This window comes from Mesorhizobium sp. CA5 (assembly GCF_020165105.1).
In the GTDB taxonomy this organism is placed as follows: domain Bacteria; phylum Pseudomonadota; class Alphaproteobacteria; order Rhizobiales; family Rhizobiaceae; genus Mesorhizobium.
Map to the genome: position 1 here is coordinate 34,315 of NZ_JAIUHJ010000004.1, position 18,233 is coordinate 52,547.

The 18,233-nt window shown below is 63.5% G+C and carries 18 protein-coding genes; 13 read left to right on the plus strand and 5 right to left on the minus strand.

The annotated features are described in order from the left end of the window. Positions 1 to 161 precede the first annotated feature (161 nt). Genes LB529_RS06815 through LB529_RS06825 form a run of 3 tightly spaced genes read left to right on the plus strand, consistent with a single transcriptional unit; the run spans position 162 to position 2,834 of the window. The gene (locus tag LB529_RS06815) at positions 162 to 728 is read left to right on the plus strand and encodes a sigma-70 family RNA polymerase sigma factor (RefSeq protein WP_224710618.1); all 567 of its coding nucleotides are present in this window, start codon (positions 162 to 164) and stop codon (positions 726 to 728) included. Then, complete coding sequence (locus tag LB529_RS06820; RefSeq protein WP_224610188.1) at positions 725 to 1,390, plus strand: anti-sigma factor; 666 nt, start codon at positions 725 to 727, stop codon at positions 1,388 to 1,390. Before LB529_RS06815 ends, LB529_RS06820 begins: the two co-directional genes overlap by 4 nt. Continuing rightward, entirely contained in the window at positions 1,380 to 2,834 is a 1,455-nt protein-coding gene (locus LB529_RS06825) for a S8 family serine peptidase (protein WP_224710619.1), read from the plus strand. The genes LB529_RS06820 and LB529_RS06825 overlap by 11 nt, the downstream gene beginning before the upstream one ends. Positions 2,835 to 3,121: 287 nt before the next feature. Here the strand turns inward: LB529_RS06825 and LB529_RS06830 are convergent, their stop codons facing one another. The 3 genes from LB529_RS06830 to LB529_RS06840 all read right to left on the minus strand — a co-directional run bounded on the left by LB529_RS06830 (position 3,122) and on the right by LB529_RS06840 (position 5,869). Then, on the minus strand, positions 3,122 to 4,468 hold the full coding sequence (locus LB529_RS06830) for an NAD(P)/FAD-dependent oxidoreductase (protein ID WP_224710620.1): 1,347 nt from the start codon (positions 4,466 to 4,468) through the stop codon (positions 3,122 to 3,124). 137 nt (positions 4,469 to 4,605) lie between these two features. Continuing rightward, positions 4,606 to 5,628, minus strand: a complete 1,023-nt coding sequence (locus tag LB529_RS06835) for a substrate-binding domain-containing protein (protein WP_224710621.1) — start codon at positions 5,626 to 5,628, stop codon at positions 4,606 to 4,608. 16 nt (positions 5,629 to 5,644) lie between these two features. Next, positions 5,645 to 5,869 carry a hypothetical protein gene (locus LB529_RS06840; protein WP_140844684.1) on the minus strand — a complete coding sequence of 75 codons (225 nt, stop codon included), beginning with the start codon at positions 5,867 to 5,869 and terminating at the stop codon, positions 5,645 to 5,647. Positions 5,870 to 5,987: 118 nt separating this feature from the next. Here LB529_RS06840 and LB529_RS06845 point away from each other — a divergent pair, with 118 nt between their 5' ends. From LB529_RS06845 to LB529_RS06865, 5 genes are all read left to right on the plus strand, one after another. Then, positions 5,988 to 7,343 (plus strand): ABC transporter substrate-binding protein, encoded by a 1,356-nt coding sequence (locus tag LB529_RS06845; RefSeq protein ID WP_095768191.1) that lies wholly within the window; start codon positions 5,988 to 5,990, stop codon positions 7,341 to 7,343. A 165-nt stretch (positions 7,344 to 7,508) separates the two neighbouring features. After that, on the plus strand, positions 7,509 to 8,522 hold the full coding sequence (locus LB529_RS06850; protein ID WP_095768190.1) for a carbohydrate ABC transporter permease: 1,014 nt from the start codon (positions 7,509 to 7,511) through the stop codon (positions 8,520 to 8,522). A 1-nt stretch (position 8,523) separates the two neighbouring features. After that, positions 8,524 to 9,678: a carbohydrate ABC transporter permease gene (locus tag LB529_RS06855; protein WP_095768189.1), complete on the plus strand. Its 1,155-nt coding sequence runs from the start codon at positions 8,524 to 8,526 to the stop codon at positions 9,676 to 9,678. Between the two features lie 4 nt (positions 9,679 to 9,682). After that, on the plus strand, positions 9,683 to 11,347 hold the full coding sequence (locus LB529_RS06860; RefSeq protein WP_224710622.1) for an alpha-glucosidase: 1,665 nt from the start codon (positions 9,683 to 9,685) through the stop codon (positions 11,345 to 11,347). Positions 11,348 to 11,382: 35 nt separating this feature from the next. Next, complete coding sequence (locus tag LB529_RS06865) at positions 11,383 to 12,495, plus strand: ABC transporter ATP-binding protein (protein WP_224710623.1); 1,113 nt, start codon at positions 11,383 to 11,385, stop codon at positions 12,493 to 12,495. A 186-nt stretch (positions 12,496 to 12,681) separates the two neighbouring features. On the opposite strand, the gene LB529_RS06870 is transcribed toward LB529_RS06865, so the two are convergent. Both LB529_RS06870 and LB529_RS06875 read right to left on the minus strand, forming a co-directional pair. After that, positions 12,682 to 12,915, minus strand: coding sequence for a DUF680 domain-containing protein (locus tag LB529_RS06870; RefSeq protein ID WP_140844674.1), 234 nt, complete (start codon positions 12,913 to 12,915; stop codon positions 12,682 to 12,684). A 69-nt stretch (positions 12,916 to 12,984) separates the two neighbouring features. Beyond that, the gene (locus LB529_RS06875; RefSeq protein WP_224710624.1) at positions 12,985 to 13,191 is read right to left on the minus strand and encodes a DUF680 domain-containing protein; all 207 of its coding nucleotides are present in this window, start codon (positions 13,189 to 13,191) and stop codon (positions 12,985 to 12,987) included. Between the two features lie 694 nt (positions 13,192 to 13,885). On the opposite strand from LB529_RS06875, the gene LB529_RS06880 reads away from it, so the two are divergent. From LB529_RS06880 to LB529_RS06900, 5 genes are read left to right on the plus strand one after another with little or no spacing between them, the layout of a single operon-like run. After that, positions 13,886 to 14,236 carry a PqqD family protein gene (locus LB529_RS06880; RefSeq protein WP_318012547.1) on the plus strand — a complete coding sequence of 117 codons (351 nt, stop codon included), beginning with the start codon at positions 13,886 to 13,888 and terminating at the stop codon, positions 14,234 to 14,236. Between the two features lie 33 nt (positions 14,237 to 14,269). Continuing rightward, positions 14,270 to 15,319, plus strand: coding sequence for a serine kinase (locus tag LB529_RS06885; RefSeq protein ID WP_224710626.1), 1,050 nt, complete (start codon positions 14,270 to 14,272; stop codon positions 15,317 to 15,319). Further along, positions 15,316 to 16,068, plus strand: a complete 753-nt coding sequence (locus LB529_RS06890; RefSeq protein WP_224545300.1) for a glycosyltransferase family 2 protein — start codon at positions 15,316 to 15,318, stop codon at positions 16,066 to 16,068. The genes LB529_RS06885 and LB529_RS06890 overlap by 4 nt, the downstream gene beginning before the upstream one ends. Beyond that, on the plus strand, positions 16,068 to 16,745 hold the full coding sequence (locus LB529_RS06895; RefSeq protein ID WP_224710627.1) for a glycosyltransferase family 2 protein: 678 nt from the start codon (positions 16,068 to 16,070) through the stop codon (positions 16,743 to 16,745). The genes LB529_RS06890 and LB529_RS06895 overlap by 1 nt, the downstream gene beginning before the upstream one ends. Then, positions 16,745 to 18,217, plus strand: a complete 1,473-nt coding sequence (locus tag LB529_RS06900; RefSeq protein WP_224710628.1) for a nucleotidyltransferase family protein — start codon at positions 16,745 to 16,747, stop codon at positions 18,215 to 18,217. The genes LB529_RS06895 and LB529_RS06900 overlap by 1 nt, the downstream gene beginning before the upstream one ends. Positions 18,218 to 18,233 lie beyond the last annotated feature (16 nt).

Sequence of the window (18,233 nt, forward strand, 5' to 3'; positions counted from 1 at the left end):
CGCTTCGCGGCCACCTTCTCCCACAAGGGGAGAAGGAGAAAACCTGCCCTCTGGCAACACTCACTTTCTTCAGTTAGCCTCCAAGAAATCCTTGGCGGAGGGTGAACCTTTTTGGACCGATCAGCGACAGAGCTTCGAGGAGCCAGGCGGCTCGATCGGCCATGAATGCGGCGACGGAAACCGATCGCGCGCTTGTGGACCGGGTCGCGAAGGGCGACCGGGCCGCCGTCCGGCTCCTGTTCATGCGTCACCACGCGCGGATCTACCGCTTCGTGGCGCGCCAGACGGGATCGGAAATGGTGGCCGACGATATCACGAATGAGGTTTTTCTGGAGCTGTGGAAACAGGCGCCCAGTTTCGAGGGCCGCTCTGAAGTTTCCACGTGGCTGCTCGGCATCGCCCGCTTCAAGGCGCTATCTATGCTGCGCAAGAAGAAGGAAGACTGGATCGACGACGACGACGCGGCGCAAGTTCCCGACGGCGCCGACACGCCGGAAGTCGTGACCATGAAGGAAGACAAGGCCGCCGCCTTGCGCCGCTTCGTCGATGCCCTGCCGGAAGAACACCGCACGGTGATCGACCTTGCCTATTATCATGGCCAGTCGGTGACCGAGATCGGCGAGGTGCTCGACATCCCGGTCGCGACCGTCAAGACCAGGATGTTCTACGCCCGCAAGAAACTCGGCGAAGCCCTCAAGGCCGCCGGTTACGACAGGGGTTGGCCATGAGCGCCGCTGAAAAGATGTCGCGTCGCGACGAGATGGAAACGCTGCTGCCGTTCTACCTGAACGGCTCGCTGGAAGGCGCCGAGCTGGAGGCCGTCGAGGAGTGGCTGGCCACCGATCCGGCGGCGATGAATGCGCTTGGCGAAGCGGAGGCGGAGTTCTCCGGCACCGCAGCCGCCAACGAGGCGATCCGGCCGCCCGCCGACGCGTTCTCCCGCTTCTCCAAGGCGCTGGACGCCGAGGCCGGTCCGGTGCGAACGCCCGGCCAATCCTGGCTGGCAAGAGTCTTCGGCCGGGTGACGGCAATGCCTGCCGGTGTCGCCTGGGCGGCTGCCGCGGCGCTGCTTGCGCTGGTCATCGTGCAGTCCTTCGAACAGCCGGGCGGCAAGGGCAAGGACTTCGAGGTGGCCGGCGCTCAGGACGATCTGGCGAAGCTGCCTTTCGCGCTGGTCAAGTTCAAGGCGGATGCGAAGATGGCCGATATCGCCGCCTTCCTCGGCCAGAACGGGTTGAAGATCGCCGGCGGCCCGACCGCGGACGGCGTGTTCCACCTGACGATCCCGGCCAGCACGGCGGCCGATTACGACAAGCTCGTCGGCCTTATTGCCGCCCAGCCTTTCGCGGAGGCTGTGGTGCAGGGAAGGAAACCGGCCGATGGCGGCTAAGGCGGTCATTCTGCATGCGGCGCTCCTTGCGGCGGCGGCATTTGTCGCCGCGCCTGCCTCCGCGCAGACCAACGATCCGAACCTGACGCAGAAACAGCTCGATTGCCTGGACCGCACGACGGCGGCGGGCGCGGGCTGCGACAAGGACAGCGGCGGCGCAGATGGCGGTAGGAGCAAGGACGCAGCCAAGGGCGGCGCGGTGTTCCTGCCGGCGCTGATCGTCGATCTGTTCCCGAACCCGCCGGCGCCCACGGCCCCGCAAACGCCGGCACCGTCCAACGGAACGTCGTCATCGAACGGTTCCAGCACCACGCCGCCACCCGCTCCAACGCCGAGCGGGCCCGTCACGGTGCCGCAGGGCCTCAACCTTGCCGAACCGCCGCGCGCGATCAGCGGTGAATTCGTGCCCGACGAGGTGCTGGTGACGGTCGCCGGCGATGCCGGCGTGGTGCAGCAGATCGCCAATTCCTTCGGCCTGCAGGTGCGCTCGCAGCGCCAGTCGCGGCTGCTTGGCACCACTTTGGTGCGCTTCGGCATCACCGACGGGCGGCCGGTCGGCGTCGTGCTGGCGCAGCTTGCAGCCGATGGGCGCACGCAGCGGCGCGAGCCGAACCATATCTATTCGCTGCAGCAGGCGGCGGGCATCGTCAACTACGCCTTCGAGCGCATCGCGCTCGATGCAAACCAGGCGAGCGGCGAGAATGTGCGGGTCGCCGTCATCGACACCGGCATTGACGACAGCAACCCAGCGCTCGCCGGCGTGATCGCCGGCCAATACGATGCCATGCCCAACGTGCCGATCGAGAAGCGCGACCACGGCACTTCGGTCGACGGACTGATTGCCGGTGTCGGTCCGCTGGAAGGCATGGCGCCCGGCGCCAAAATCTACCACGCCCGAGCCTTCGAAGGCGGCAAGTCGACCATGGACGTCATCCTGTCGGCGCTCGACTGGGCAGCCGAGCAGAATGTGCGCATCATCAATATGAGCTTCGTCGGCCCGAAGAACGACCTGCTCGGCATCGCCTGCCGGAATGCGCGGGGGCTGGGCATGGTGCTGGTGGCGGCCGCCGGCAACAACGGCCCGAAGGCGCCCTATGGCTATCCGGCGGCCTTCGACGGCGTGATCGCCGTGACCGCCACCGACGCCAACGACGGGCTGATGCCGCAGGCCAATCGCGGCGCCTATGTCTTCATCTCGGCGCCGGGTGTCGAAATGGTGGCGCCGAGCGGCGCCGGCTCGGACGTCGTCACCGGCACCTCCTTCGCCGCCGCGATCGTGTCCGGCGCCATCGCCAATCTGATCCACGCCGCGCCCGACCGCTCTGCCGACGACATCGAGAAGGCGCTGGCGGCCACGGCCAAGGATCTGGGGCCGAAGGGGCGGGACAGTGATTTCGGCTATGGGTTGATCGATATCAAGGCCGCCGGAGCGGCGAAGGAGTAGTGCTATCGACCGCCGGCGAATTACGAATTTAGATTATTACAGCGAGGCTGGTGGATGAGCAGCTCTCAGATGGAGAGATACGTCTGGTCCTCGATATTGTACTACATCGTGACCGGAATCGCATCTATAGTCATATTGTCTTTGACCGCCATAGGCGATTATCTTTGGAGTTTCTTGGCTCTATCCGGATATATTATATTAATTATATCTCTCAACGCATGGCGGCTGAGACGGCATCCTAGAAGCGTCCATCAAGTGAAATTGGTTCAAGGTGAGGGCGAGAGGGATCATAGCGCCGGCCCCAACCGGACAGGGCTTCCATCATAGAAGCGTGACAGCCGGAAACGGCTGAGGTCGTGGCCGGTGTCGTTCCCCTGGATCGTGTCGGAGACGACGCGGCCGATGCCAGGCCCGATGCCGAAGCCGTGGCCGCTCATTCCTGTCGCGACGAAAAGACCGCCGATCGCCTGGACCCGATCCACGACGGGGACGACGTCGGGCATGGCGTCGATCATGCCGCCCCAGCCGAGCTTCAAGCGGGCTTTCTCGAACTGTGGAAAAAGCTGCTTGAAATTGCGCTCGCTCGAACGAAGCTTTGCCGGCTCAGGGGCTGGGTTGAGCACGCGCATTCTTTCGAAAGGGCTTGAGGAATCCGGCGCCCAATCGCGTGGCGTCGACCAGCCGTCCGGGTAGCCTGACGGAGCGAACGGGAAATAGCGCGTGCCGAACGGGTTGTTCCTGAGGGCGGGAATATACTTCGTGAAGTGCCGGAATGCGTCAGGCCCCAGGTAAAGCAAGTGGCTGCCGCCCGCGGCGAGCGTATATCCGCCATCCTGCCTGCGCCGGAAAGCGATGTGGTCGTCGGCGGCCGCGCCCGCATAGACCTCGGGCAAGGCCTCCGTTGCGGCCACGGTTACGCGGACGCTGAGCTGGGGGATGGCTACGCCATGTCTCGCCAGGAACAGGGACGACCAGGCGCCGCCCGCGACCAGCACGGTTGAGGTCTCGATATATCCCGCCTCGGTCCAAACGCCCTTGATCCTGCCGGCTGCGATCTCGAGGGTGCGCGCCGCGCAATTCTCCACGATCCTGGCGCCCTTTCGCATGGCAAGCCTGGCAAGCGCCGGCACCGCCAACCAAGGTTCCGCGCGCATATCGGAAGGTGTCGTCATCGCGCCCTTGAACCTGCGCGACATGCCGGTGATGAGTTTTGCGGTCTCGTCGGCGCCCAGGAGGCGTGTGTCGAGCTCATGGATCGCGGCGATCCTCATGAATTCTTCGAACTTGGCCATATCCTTGTCGGCGTTCGCCAGGTAGGTCACGCCTGTCTGGTTGAGCCCGATGTCCTCGCCGCATTCCTCGGCCAGTTGCCGCCATAGGCGAATGGCCTCGATGACGATCGGCAGCTCATCCGCGTCCCGTCCCTGCTTTCTGATCCACCCCCAATTTCGGGAGGACTGTTCGGCCGCAACGCGGCCTTTTTCAAGCAGCGTCACCGGAATGTTTCGGGAAGCAAGGAAGAGGGCCGTCGTTACGCCGATGATGCCGCCGCCGACGATCACCACCTCCGAAGCCTTCGGCGGAGGACCGGGGTACTGGACTGGATCGGCTTCGGTGAACGGGAATGTCGGCAAATGGCGCACCCGGAAGGACTGGTTGACGGTTCTGGCTTACCGGTTGTCACCGTCCAGCATCAGGAGCAGCCGAAGGCTGACCGTTGTCCCACGGCAGTTGCCCGGAATGAGGCGGTGGCGAAGGTGTTGGATTAGCCCTATACCGGCGCGCCGGCCACCGATCCCCTGACGATCAGATCTACCGGCCAGACCTCACCGCGAGCCCCGTCTTCCAACCCCGATATGCGCGCGGCGAGGCGCTCGGCGACGCGCGCGCCGGCGAGGCGGATCGAGGAGCGTGTCGTCGACAGCGGCACCGGGAAATTCTCCGGCCGCAGCCAGGGGAAGACGTCGTCATGGGCAACCAGCGAGAGGTCGCCCGGGATGGTGAGGCCGAGATCGCGCACGGCGCGCACCACACCCAGCGCCATGATCAGGCTGGAGCAGACGATCGCCGTCGGCGGCTCAGCCTCCTCGAGCAGGCGGCGGGCGGCCCGGTAGCCGTTTTCCTCGGTCATCGCCACCGAGCGGATGTGGCGCTCGCCGAGCGTCAGTCCGCTCGCGGCAAGCGCGCGGCGCATGCCGCGCTCGCGGTGGATGGCGAAGGTCTCGCGCTCGTTGCCGTTGATCAGCGCCAGGCGCTTGTGGCCGAGCTGGATCAACAGCCTCGATGCTTCGTGGAAGGCGCCCTCATTGTCGATGTCGAGATAGGGATAGTCGAAATCGAAGCCTTCGCTGCGGCCGTGGACGATGAAAGGGATACCCAGCGTGTTGACCAGCGCCAGCCGCTTGTCGGCCGGCCGCGGCGAGGACAGGTAGACGGCGTCGACCTGGCGGTTGGCGACGATGCGGCGATAGGTCGTCTCTTCGTCATCGGCGTCGGCGGGCGAAAGCACAAGGTCGAGCTCATGCGAACGGGCATAGTCGCCGAGGCCGGAGAGGAATTCGACGAAGTGCGGATCGATGTCGACGGCGGCCCCGGTCGGCAGCACATAGCCGATCATTCCCGACTTGCCGGTGGCGAGCCGGCGCGCGCTGGGGTTGGGCCGGTAGCCATGGCGCTTGGCGGCGTCCATAACCCGGCGCCGGGTCTCCTCGTTAACCTCGGGGTAGCCGTTCAGCGCCCGGCTCACCGTGGTCTGCGAGAGCGACAGCATATGCGACAGCTGCTTGAGGTTCATCGGAGGCCCTCCCGCCTCAAAGCGCTTTCAATTTTGAATCGATCTGACGATTGTTGGCGAGATCATCAAGCAGGACGACCTTAGAGGCCAGACAGCGTCGTTTGAAGCAAAATTGCTGCTGCAGCGCCAAAAAAGCATGCTGCGCTGCACTTTTTTCGCTTAATCTTCTCCTATTTAAATCGATTAATGACGTCGCCCACTTGACTCCAAGGCGATTCAATGGCGAGATCAAAATAGCCAAAGCGCTTTGGAAGTCTCTTCGAAAGGTTGCGGTTGCCCTTTCGCTGAGTCACAGTTCCGCGGCGTCGGCGGACGAAATGGAGGTTTCGTCCTTTTTGTGATCACTGGGAGGACTTGCGATGAAGAAAATGCTTCTCTTGGGTGCGGCGTTCGCGGCACTCACCCTCAGCCTGCCGGCGCAAGCCGAACTGAAGTTCAAGCCGGGCGAGGATTCGAAATTTCATTGGGCCAATTACGACGACCTCAAGAAGGTCGACCTCAAGGGCGAGACGCTGACGATCTTCGGGCCGTGGCGCGGCGAGGACGAGGCGCTTGTCCGATCCGTTCTCGACTATTTCCAGGAAGCGACCGGCGCTGAGGTGAAATATTCCTCGTCCGAGAATTATGAGCAGCAGATCGTCATCGACACCCAGGCCGGCAGCCCGCCCAACATCGCCGTCCTGCCGCAGCCCGGCCTCATCCAGGATCTTGCTTCCAAGGGCGTGCTGACCCCGCTGGGCGACGACGTCGCGGCCTGGATCAAGGAAAATTACGCCGCCGGCGACTCTTGGGCCAAGCTCGGCACCTATACGGGCAAGGACGGCAAATCGGGCTTCTATGCCTTTCCCTACAAGATCGACGTGAAGGGGCTCGTCTGGTACTCGCCCGACAATTTCGACGAGGCCGGCTACAAGGTGCCGAAGACCCAAGAAGAACTCGCCGATCTGGAGAAGAAGATCGTCGCCGACGGCGGCAAGCCCTGGTGCATCGGGCTGGGTTCGGGCGGCGCCACCGGCTGGCCGGCGACCGACTGGGTCGAGGACATCATGCTGAGGACGCAGCCGCCGGAAGTCTACGACAAGTGGGTGAAGAACGAGATTCCGTTCACCGACCCGGCCGTTGTCAACGCCATCGACATCTTCGGCAAGATCGCCACCGACGACAAGATGGTGGACGGCGGCGCCAAGGCGGTCGCGGCGACCGACTTCCGCGACAGCCCGAAGGGCCTCTTCACCGTGCCGCCCAAGTGCTACATGCACCACCAGGCATCGTTCATTCCGTCCTTCTTCCCGGAAAACGTGAAGCTCGGCCAGGACGCCGACTTCTTCCCCTACCCGCCTTACGCCTCCAAGCCGGAACTGGGCACGCCGCTGGAAGTGGCCGGAACGCTGGTGATGATCACCAAGGATTCCAAGGCCTCGCGCGAGTTCATCAAGTTCCTCGAGATGCCGCTCGCGCATGAATTGTGGATGGCGCAGAAGAGCTTCGTCACCCCCTTCAAGGCGGCCAACAAGGAGGCCTATGGCAGCGACGCGCTGAAGAAGCAGGGCGAGATCCTGGTCGGCGCCACGACGGTTCGGTTCGACGGATCCGACCTGATGCCGGGCAAGATCGGCGCGGGTTCGTTCTGGACCGGCATGGTCGACCTGGTGGGCGGCAAGTCCGCGCAGGACGTCGCCGCCGACATCCAGAAAAGCTGGGACGGCATCAAATAGCATCCTGAAATCTTCCTAATCCTCCTATTGGACCCGGGCTACGGCCCGGGTCCGACCGGCGGTCCGCGCCGGAAGCCTTCGCGTTTCGATTGTTCCGAATAACCGAAAGTCGGTGCATCCGATCGCCAGCCTCGGCCGGCCGGTCATGCGCAGGGAGAGGGACCCATGGCGGCTCAGATTTTCTCGGCCATATTCGTCATCATCATCGGCGTCGGCGGCTGTGTCGCCTATTTCTGGGGCGCCAACAAACTGCTCGATCTCGTCTTCCCGTCACGCGGCGTCTCGGGCACCGCCGCCGTCGACAATTTGCGTCGGCAGGGAATGGTGCGGCCCTGGCTGTTCGTCGGGCCGGCGATGATCATCCTAGCCATCTACCTGATCTACCCGGTGATCGCGACGCTGTGGCTCTCCTTCTTCGACCGCGGCGGCACCAATTTCGTCGGGCTCGCCAATTATGAATGGGCGGTCAGCGATCATGATTTGCGCAATTCGATCTTCAACAACATCCTGTGGCTGGCCGTGGTGCCGGCTGCCTGCACCTTCCTCGGCCTGATCATCGCCGTGCTCACCGACAAGATCTGGTGGGGCACCATCGCCAAGAGCCTGATCTTCCTGCCGCTGGCGATCTCCTTCGTCGGCGCCAGCGTGATCTGGAAATTCATCTACGAGTATCGCGGCGAGGGCCAGGTGCAGATCGGGCTGCTCAACGCCATCATCCAATATTTCGGCGGCCAGCCGCAGGTTTGGATATCGCTGCCGTTCTGGAACAATTTCTTCCTGATGATCATCCTGATCTGGATCCAGACCGGCTTTGCGATGGTCATCCTGTCGTCGGCGCTGCGCGGCATTCCGGAAGAGACGCTGGAAGCGGCCGTGATCGACGGCGCCAACCCGTTCCAGATCTTCTGGAAGATCATGGTGCCGCAAATCTGGGGCACGATCGCCGTGGTGTGGACCACCATCACCATCCTGGTGCTGAAAGTGTTCGACATCGTGCTGACCATGACCAACGGCCAGTGGAATACACAGGTGCTCGCCAATCTGATGTTCGACTGGATGTTCCGCGGCGGCGGCGATTTCGGCCGCGGCGCCACGATCGCCATCATCATCATGATCGCGGTCATCCCGATCATGGTCTGGAATATCCGCCAGGCCAACAAAGAGACGGGAGGGCACTGAGATGGCGACCAAGACCGGAAAGTCCTTCGTCGGCCGCTTCGGCGTCCATATCGCCGTGCTCGTCTTCGTGGCGATCTGGACCATCCCTACCCTCGGCATCCTCGTCTCGTCGCTGCGCGACAAGGACCAGATCGTCGCCTCCGGCTGGTGGAACTCCTTCGCCAGCTCCAGCCAGAGCGAGGCGGGACGGTTGCCGGGCGCGTCGGCCCAAACCCAGAAGGACGGCAAATACGTCATCGAAGGCAATATCTTTGGCGATGGCCCCAAGCGCGAGATCAGCGCCTTCGGCGTCAAGTCCTCCGCGCCGACGCAGTACAAGGCGGGATCGGTTGCCGACCTCGATGACGGCGTCACGCTGCAGATGAATGCCGACGGCGGCTTCGTGCTGTCGTCACCGAAGGCCTTCGAGGGCGACCGCGGCCAGCGCGTCTATTTCGCCTCCTCGGCACCGCCGAAATTCACCACGGACAACTACGATGCGGTGCTGTTTTCCGAGGGCATCGGCCGCTCGTTCATGAACTCGCTGACGGTGACCATCCCGGCGACGATCATCCCAATCCTGATCGCAGCCTTCGCAGCCTACGCCCTGGCCTGGATGCGCTTTCCCGGACGGCCGCTGCTGATCGCGGTGATCATCGGCCTTCTGGTGGTTCCGCTGCAGATGTCGCTGATCCCGCTGCTCAGGCTCTATAACGGGGTCGGCGCCTTCTTCGGCGTGCCGTCCAAGACCTATCTCGGCATATGGCTGGCACATACCGGCTTCGGCCTGCCTTTCGCCATCTACCTGCTGAGGAGCTATATCGCCGGCCTGCCGCGCGAGATCATGGAATCGGCACGCATCGACGGCGCCAGCGACTTCGAGATCTTCGTCAAGATCGTGCTGCCGCTGTCCTTCCCGGTGCTTGCCTCCTTCGCCATCTTCCAGTTCCTGTGGGTATGGAACGATCTACTGGTGGCGATGGTTTTCCTCGGCACGGCGCCCGATCAGATCGTGCTGACAGCCAAGCTCAACGCGCTGCTCGGCTCGCGCGGCGGCAAGTGGGAGATCCTGACCACATCGGCGTTCATCACCATTATCGTGCCGCTGTTCGTGTTCTTCTCGCTGCAGCGCTATTTCGTCCGCGGGCTGCTTGCCGGCTCGGTGAAAGGAGGTTGAAGACATGCAATCGGCTTTGAAGGCGACGTCGCAGCCAGACCCGGCCGTGGACCGCGACTGGTGGCGGGGCGCGGTGATCTACCAGATTTACCCGCGCTCCTATCAGGACTCCAACGGCGACGGCATCGGCGACCTGAAGGGCATTGTTCAGCGCCTGCCCTATATCGCTTCGCTCGGCGTCGATGCCATCTGGATCTCGCCCTTCTTCAAATCGCCGATGAAGGATTTCGGCTACGACGTGTCGGACTATTGCGACGTCGACCCGATGTTCGGAACGCTCGCCGATTTCGACGCGCTGGTGACGGAAGCCCATCGGCTGGGGCTCAAGGTGATGATCGACGAGGTGCTGTCGCACACCGCCGATATCCACCCCTGGTTCAAGGAGAGCCGTTCCAGCCGCAACAATCCGAAAGCCGACTGGTATGTGTGGGCGGACGCAAAGCCCGACGGCACGCCGCCCAACAACTGGCTGTCGATCTTCGGCGGCTCGGCCTGGCAGTGGGACACCAGCCGCCAGCAGTATTACATGCACAATTTCCTGGCCGAGCAGCCCGACCTCAACTTCCACAACGCAGAAGTTCAGGACGCGCTGCTCGACATCACCCGCTTCTGGCTGGAGCGCGGCGTTGACGGCTTCCGCCTCGACACGATCAATTTCTACTTCCACAGCCAGGGGCTGGAGGACAATCCGCCGCTGCCGCCGGAACAGCGCAACGACCAGACGGCGCCCGCGGTCAATCCCTACAATTACCAGGACCACATCTACGACAAGAGCCGGCCGGAGAATCTCGGCTTCCTGGAGCGCTTCCGCGCGCTTCTCGATGAATATCCGGCGCAGGCGGCCGTCGGCGAGGTGGGCGATTCCCAGCGCGGCCTGGAGGTGGTCGCCGCCTACACCGCCGACGGCAAGCGCGTCCATATGTGCTATTCCTTCGACTTCCTGGCGCCGGAGAAGATCAGCGCGGCGAAAGCGCGCGCGGTGCTGGAGGCCTTCGGCACGGTCGCCAGCGACGGCTGGTCGTGCTGGGCCTTCTCCAACCATGACGTGATGCGGGTCGCCTCGCGCTGGGCCGCCAACGAGGCGGATCCGACCGCCTATCTGAAGGTGATCTCGGCGCTTTTGATGTCGCTGCGCGGCTCGGTCTGCATCTATCAAGGCGAAGAGCTCGGCCTTGGCGAGGCGGAGCTGAAGTTCGAGGACCTGCAGGATCCCTACGGCATCCGGTTCTGGCCGGAGTTCAAGGGTCGCGACGGCTGCCGCACGCCGATGGTTTGGGACGCGGCCGCCAAGAATGGCGGTTTCTCGACCGCCAAGCCGTGGCTGCCGGTGCCGGGCAAGCACCTGTCGCAGGCGGTCAACGTGCAGCAGGGCGAGGCGAGCTCGCTGCTCGAACATTACCGCCGCTTCCTAGCCTTCCGGCGCCAGCATCCGGCGCTGACCAAGGGCGACATCAACTTTATCGAAAGCGATGGCGACACCGTCGCCTTCACGCGTCGCGAGGGCAATGAGCGGATCGTTTGCGCCTTCAATCTCGGCAGCAAGCCCTCCGAGGTCGATCTCGGCAAAGGTGCGCTGCAACCCTTGCCCGGGCACGGCTTTTCGGGACAGACTGGCAGCGGGCCGGTCCGCCTCGGCGGCTACGGCGCCTGGTTCGGACGCATCGACTGAACTTGCAAAACAGGGATCAACGGGAGAAGAAAAACATGGCCGATGTCACGCTCAACCAGGTGAAGAAATCATACGGCAACCTCAACATTCTCCACGGCATCGACCTCGATATCAAATCAGGCGAGTTCATCGTCTTCGTCGGGCCGTCGGGTTGCGGCAAGTCGACCTTGCTGAGGTCGATCGCCGGCCTCGAGGAGATCACGTCGGGCGAGCTGAAGATCGACGGCGAGGTGGTGAACGACGTGCCGCCGTCGAAGCGGGGCATCGCCATGGTATTCCAGTCCTATGCGCTCTATCCTCATATGACGGTTTACGACAACATGGCCTTCTCGATGAAGATCGGCAAGGAAAGCAAGGCCGAGATCGACAAACGCGTGCGCCAAGCGGCGGAGATCCTGCAACTGACCAAATATCTCGACCGCCTGCCCAAGGCGATGTCGGGCGGCCAGCGCCAGCGCGTCGCCATCGGCCGCGCCATCGTGCGCAACCCGAAGGTGTTCCTGTTCGACGAGCCGTTGTCGAATCTCGACGCAGCACTGCGCGTCGCCACCCGCATCGAGATCGCCAAGCTCAAGGAATCGATGCCGAACACCACCATGATCTACGTCACGCACGACCAGGTCGAGGCGATGACGCTGGCGGACCGCATCGTGGTCTTGAAGGAAGGCGTTATCGAGCAGGTCGGCACGCCGATGGAACTCTACAAGCGGCCCGGCAACCTGTTCGTCGCCCAGTTCATCGGCTCACCGGCCATGAACATATTGCCGGCAAAGATCGAGAGGGCCGGCAATCCGACCGTGGTCAGCCATGTCGGCGGCCGCAAGGCGACGGTGCCGATCGCGACGCCGGCCTCAGCCAATGGCACGGCGGTCAGCTTCGGCGTGCGGCCGGAGGATCTCGCGATTGCCACAGGCGCGGACTTTCTGTTCGAAGGCAAGGTCGACTATGTCGAGCAGCTCGGCGAGGTTCAGCTCGTCTATATCGATATCGGCCGCGCCGACCTGCCGCTGGTTGCCAAGCTGCCGGGCAATGTCGAGGTCAAGCGCGGCGAGACGCTGCGGCTCAACGCCGGCGCCGGCGATCTGCACATCTTTGACGCCGACGGCCATTCCTTCACGCTGCATCGCGAGGAAGCAAAGGCTGCCTGACGCTAGAGAGTTTCACCGTTTCACCGAAACGGCGAAACTCTCTATCTCTTTGTTTTCACGCAATTTCGGACGGAAAACCGCTTACACTTTTCCTGGAATTGCTTTATCGGCAGGCTGGCTTTCCCGGCAAAAAAAGAGAGCGGCGGGCCTGGCCCGCCGCTCTCTCTTTCAAATCACAGTCGGCTATCAACGGTTGCCGAAGTGGTCGCGGTCGGCACCCTGAGGCGCCGACTTCTGCACGTCGCGCGACGAGTTCAGCAACTTGTAGACGGGCGAGTCGGTGCCGATCGATGACGTAGGGGCGGTATCGACCGCCGGGGCCGGCTGGTTGACGCCACTATTGTTGTAATTGTCGCTGCCCGCAAAAGCAGCGCCGGAAACGGCCAACAGGGCGGCCGTGGCAAGAACGATCTTCTTCATTTCAGTGCTCCTGAATCTTGTGGTCCGACCGATGCGGCGGGCGAGCCCGCCGCCGGTTCAAGTCGACCGTTAGTTGTTGCCGAAAAGGTTGTGGTCGGCGCCCGTCGTGGCAGGCTGCTGAGTGGCCGGCGCAGACTGGCGGACCGCAGCCGTGTAGGACGAGTCGACCTTGGCCGCCGCCTGATTGGCTTCATTCGGGTTGTAATGGTCGCTACCAGCAAAGGCGCTGCCAGAAATTGCCACAAGGGCTGCGGCAGTGAGAACAATCTTTTTCATTTTTGCTACTCCAGTATCTTTATTCAGTCCGTCTAGCGGCGTGTCCTGGGAATGAAATCGCGTCGTTCGGACAGCGCTGATTTGGGTGAGCCGAGGGCGGGATTCCAATCACGAAGTTTTTCCGTCTGGACCATGATTCGGCATCTTGAAGTTTTGATAAGCATGCCTATGACTTTATTTTTATCACATTTAATCAATGACTTATGTAAATTTGACCGTTGGCTCACCAAATGTATCGGAGCGCCAACGTTCACACCGTCCTGCACGCACCGTCAACAGAAACGAACCGTTCAGTTCGATTTTAGAATCTCCTAAATAGTCACTTTTCGATACTATTAACCATCATACCCCCGTTCCACAGGCCGATTCGGCCCGCTCCATGACCGTGTTCAGACTTCAGGCCAGCGGGCATTTCGCGCCGGAAGGGTCGCGGTCGCCCTGCTTGTCGGCGCTCAAAATCGGGGCTCGAACCGCGAGTTGAACGCCAAAATAGTCGAGATGGCGCCGTTATGCCCTGCCTTGCCAAGCAAGGATCGACTGTTTACAGGCGTTGTCCAGGGGTCAGGGCAACGATACGACCGGCGCAGCCGCCGGCCGGAATTGCAGAGCGGGGGTCAAGAACATGCCTCTTTCCGACGTCTACGCCGTTGCGAGCCGGGACATCGTTTTCGAATCCTTCGACGGGGAAGCTGTCGTGCTCGACCTCTCCAACGGCAAGTATTTCGGCTTCTCCGATTCCGGCAGCAAAGTGTGGCAGGCGCTTTCCTCGGGTGTCGGCACCGAAGCGCTGATCCGATCGGCCGCTGGCAGAATCGACGCCGCCGCGATCGAGGCATTCATTACGCAGCTGGTCGAGTTCGGGCTGCTGGCCCCTTCCAGCGCAACGCCGCTGCCGTCATCCGACGATTTGTCAGCGGCGCTGGCGGCGGCGAGCGAACCGCTCACCGTGAGCGCCCATGACGATCTTGCCGACTTGATCATCGTTGACCCGATCCATGAAGTCGAGGAGCCGCTCGGCTGGCCGGCTGTCAAGCAGGTTTCCTGAACCGGCGAAGGGTCAGGGCGGCCGGAACAGACCATGCCACATGTGACGCTCGAGACCCTGCCGGACTATGCCCGCTTTCTCATCGCCGCTGCCGAAGGCGCGGCCGGGCAGTTTCCGGTCCGGCGTGCTGTCCGCCTGCCAGGGCTGGAATTGATCGCGCATCTCGATCCCGGCGCGCTCGCTGATGCCCTCGGCCAAGCCTTCATCGAAGCCGAAGGCGATCCGCGGGACTCCCGCCAATGCCGTATCTTCATCGGCCATCCAGGCATCGGCGACATGCCGGAACCGGCAAGCTGGGGCGATGCGCATTTCACCGAGCACGGCTTTGCCCGGAAACTTGCGGAGGCAGGGCTGCGCGGCCATCATTACCACGATCTGGATTTCTGGCAGGTCTACGATCCCGCCCGACGGATCGGCGTCCAGTTGATGCGGTCTCCCGACGCGTTTCCGCCTTGGGAGCAGGGGTCGCCGCTGCGCGCCTTCCTGCACTGGGAATACGCCGCGCGCGGCATGCGCCTTGCCCATGCCGGCACGCTGGGCCTCGACGGCAGGGGCGTGCTGCTGGCAGGCGCCGGGGGTGCGGGAAAATCCGGAACCGTCGTAGCAGGACTGCTCAACGGGCTGGACAGCGTCGGCGACGATTACGTGCTGATCGACCTTTCCGGCGGCGTGACGGCGCGACCGCTGTTTTCGATCCTGAAGCAGGATCCGCCGGGTTTCGCCCGGCTCGGGCTGGAAAGGCGGCTGGGAACCGGCCGCCCGCTCAACTGGCAAGGCAAGCATGCCTTCCACATTCACGAGATCGCGCCCCGGCCAGTAGGTGAGAGTCTGGACATTTGCGCGTTGCTGGTGCCACATGTCAGCGGCGGAAAGACAAGTTCGATCGCACCGATTTCGCGCAAGGATGCCATCATCGCGCTGGCGCCGTCCGGCATCGCCCAGATGCCTGGCGAACGCGAAAGCGGTTTTCGCTTCTTCAGCGATCTGACCCGGCTACTGCCATGCTACCGGATTTCACTTGGGTCACGCCCAGGAGAAATCGCCGCTACGATTGCGGATTTCCTTGTCCGGAGCGCCCGGTGAAGTTGAGCGTGATCATGCCTGTTTACAACCGCGAGCGCTATGTCGTTGCGGCATTGCGTTCGCTCATCAGGCAGCGCGACGCCGCCGATCTCGACATCATCGTCATCGACGACGGCTCGACCGACGGTTCGGCCCAAGCGGTGCGCGCGATGATGGACGAAGCGCCTTGCATCCGGCTGTTTCGGCAGGAAAACATGGGCGTGACCCGGGCGCGCAACAGCGGGCTCAGCCGGCTCAAGCCGGAGACGGAACTGGTGTCCTTTCTCGATTCGGACGACATCTCGCCAGCCGGGCGCTTCGCGGCGGATCTGGACCTTTTCAGGCGCGATCCTTCTCTCGAGCTCACCTATTCCAGGATGATGCTGGTCGACACGATCGACGACGAGACGCTGGAGCCGACCCGCGACAGCACCAGCATCACGGTTCGCGGCATCCATCTCTCGGCGGCGATCTTCTCGCGCCGTCTGCTCGACCGGATCGGCGCTTTCGACGAGGACTTCGTTCAGGCCGAGGATACGGACTTCCTGCTGCGCAGCTTCGAGCTCGGCCCCCGATGCGCGCTTCCGGACACGCTGGCGCTTTATTATCGGCGGCACGCCGGCAACATGACAAGGCAGCAAGATGTCCAGTCGCGCGAGTTCATGCGCGCGATCTACAAGTCGATGAAGCGGCGCAGGGCCAACCCTTCGCTCAAGCCGATCGAAGGCATCTTCGAACTGAAGAAACTCGCGGACTGGCAGTTCATGTGATGAGCGCATACGGCGTCGTCATTCCGGCCTACAACGCCAGCGCCACGATCGCGGAGACGCTGCGATCGGTTGCGGCGCAGACGTTGCGGCCCGAACTGGTCGTGGTGATCGACGACGGCTCGACCGACGATCTCGCCGGCGCGATCGGCGGCATCGACCTGCCGCTCAGGCTTTTGCGCCAGGACAATGCCGGACCCGGCAGCGCGACCACCCGCGGCATCGCCGCGCTGTCGACGCCCTTCGTCGCCACGCTCGATGCCGACGACCTTTGGCTGCCTGGAAAGATCGCGGCGCAGCTTGCCTATCTCGAACGGCTTCCCGGCGTATCCGGGGTCTTCACCCATATGCGCGCCTTCCGCGACGGAGAGCCCGACGCGATGGCCCCGACCGCAACGCCCGGCTGGTCGCGCTCGACGATGCTGATGCGCCGGGAGACCGCGGAGAGCGTCGGCCCGATGGTCGATCCGCCGGGCGGCCGCGGCGAGATGATCGACTGGATCGCCCGCGCGCGGGAAAGCGGTTTTGTCCTCGACATGATGCCTGATGTCCTGGCGCTGCGGCGCATCAGGCCGGGGAGCCTGTCCTATGGGCGCGACGCGGCACGCGACCGCGGTTACCTGGAAGTGGCACGCCTGGCCATGCTGCGACGGGCACAAAGCAAAGCCAGTTCCAGCTGATGGCGAAGATCCGTCGCATCGGCAGGCGTTTTCCAGATTATGGCTGGTCCTGGCCGACGGGCTCGCTCGACCAGTTGCTCAAGGCAGCACTTCTGCCCGACGAAGAGGCGGCGCGCCTTTGCGCCGCCGGCTGGCTGAACGGGAACGACATCGACCACGTCTCCTTCCGGGAACACCGGTTGCTTGCCGCGATTTCCGACAGGTTCGGCCGCAAGCTTGCCGGCAACGCCGCTTATCCGCGCCTGGTCGGCCTGCAGAAGATGCTGTGGACCAAGTCGCGCATGGCCATGCGCGAGGCCGAGCCCGCACTGAAGGCGATGGTCGATGCCGGCTGCACGGTGATGTTGATCAAGGGCGCCAGCCGCATCGCACTCGATGCCGCCGCGCAGCGCGGGCGCGTGGCGCATGACATAGATATACTGGTGCGGCCGGGCGATATGCAGCCGGCCTTCGATGTGCTGCGCGACCGCGGCTGGCAGATCGCCAGCGGTGTTTCCCCGCAATATCTGCGCGCACGGCTGGGATCGCTGCGCTCGATGAATTTCTTCAAGGGCAATTACGGCGACATCGACCTGCATCAGCTTGCCTATGACGGGTCGCAGCAGAACACCGAGGACGACCTCGCCATCTGGCGCCGCGCGATTGCCGCCAAATTCAGCGACGTCAGCGTAGTCGTCCCCTCGGCCGCCGACCGCATCGCGCTCGCCATCGCGCATGGCGGCCTCGACGCACATACGCATAGCGACTGGCTGGTCGATTGCGCCGTGGCCATCGAGGGCGGCACTGTCGACTGGACCATATTCCTCGATGTCATCGCCAGGCGCAGTCTCGCCGTCGCCGCGGCGGTGGCGCTTTCCTATCTTGCGCTGGAGATCGGCATCGTTATGCCGGAGGACGTGCTGGCCAAGGTGGTGGACATGGCTGACCGGCGCGGCGCGGCGCGGCTGTCGTCGGTTCTGCAGGCCAAGCCGCGCACCGATTTCGGCGCGCTGACCTGGCTGTCGCGGGGATTTGCAAAACAGTTGCGCCTGCAGCGCAAGAAAGGCCGGCTGAGGCAGACCGAGCCCGACATCGTGTGGCGCGGCAAGTCCGTGACGACCAAGGCCATAGGCGAGCCTGCCGCATTTGTGCTCTCGCAACCCCTGGACGGACCGCAGGGCGAGGCCAGCGAGGTGATGCTCGATCTCATCGTTCGCATCGTCGTCCCGCCGGTCAGGCGACGCATCGAGATGGAGATCAATGCGGGCGACCGGCACGTGGCCCGGCTGCGCTCGATGTCGATCAGTCGTTCCGGCGGGGAGCGGATGCTGCGCTTTCGCGGCAAGGTGAAGCTTGAGGGGACAGGACGGGCCCTGGTGCTGGAGGCTCGGCCGTCACGCCAGTTTCGCGTCTGGGACAACGAGCAGGCCGTCGCCAGCTACGGCGCGCTGCCTTTCCAGCTCGTTTCGGCGAAATTCTCTCCGACCGGCTGACATCAGCGCAACAGTC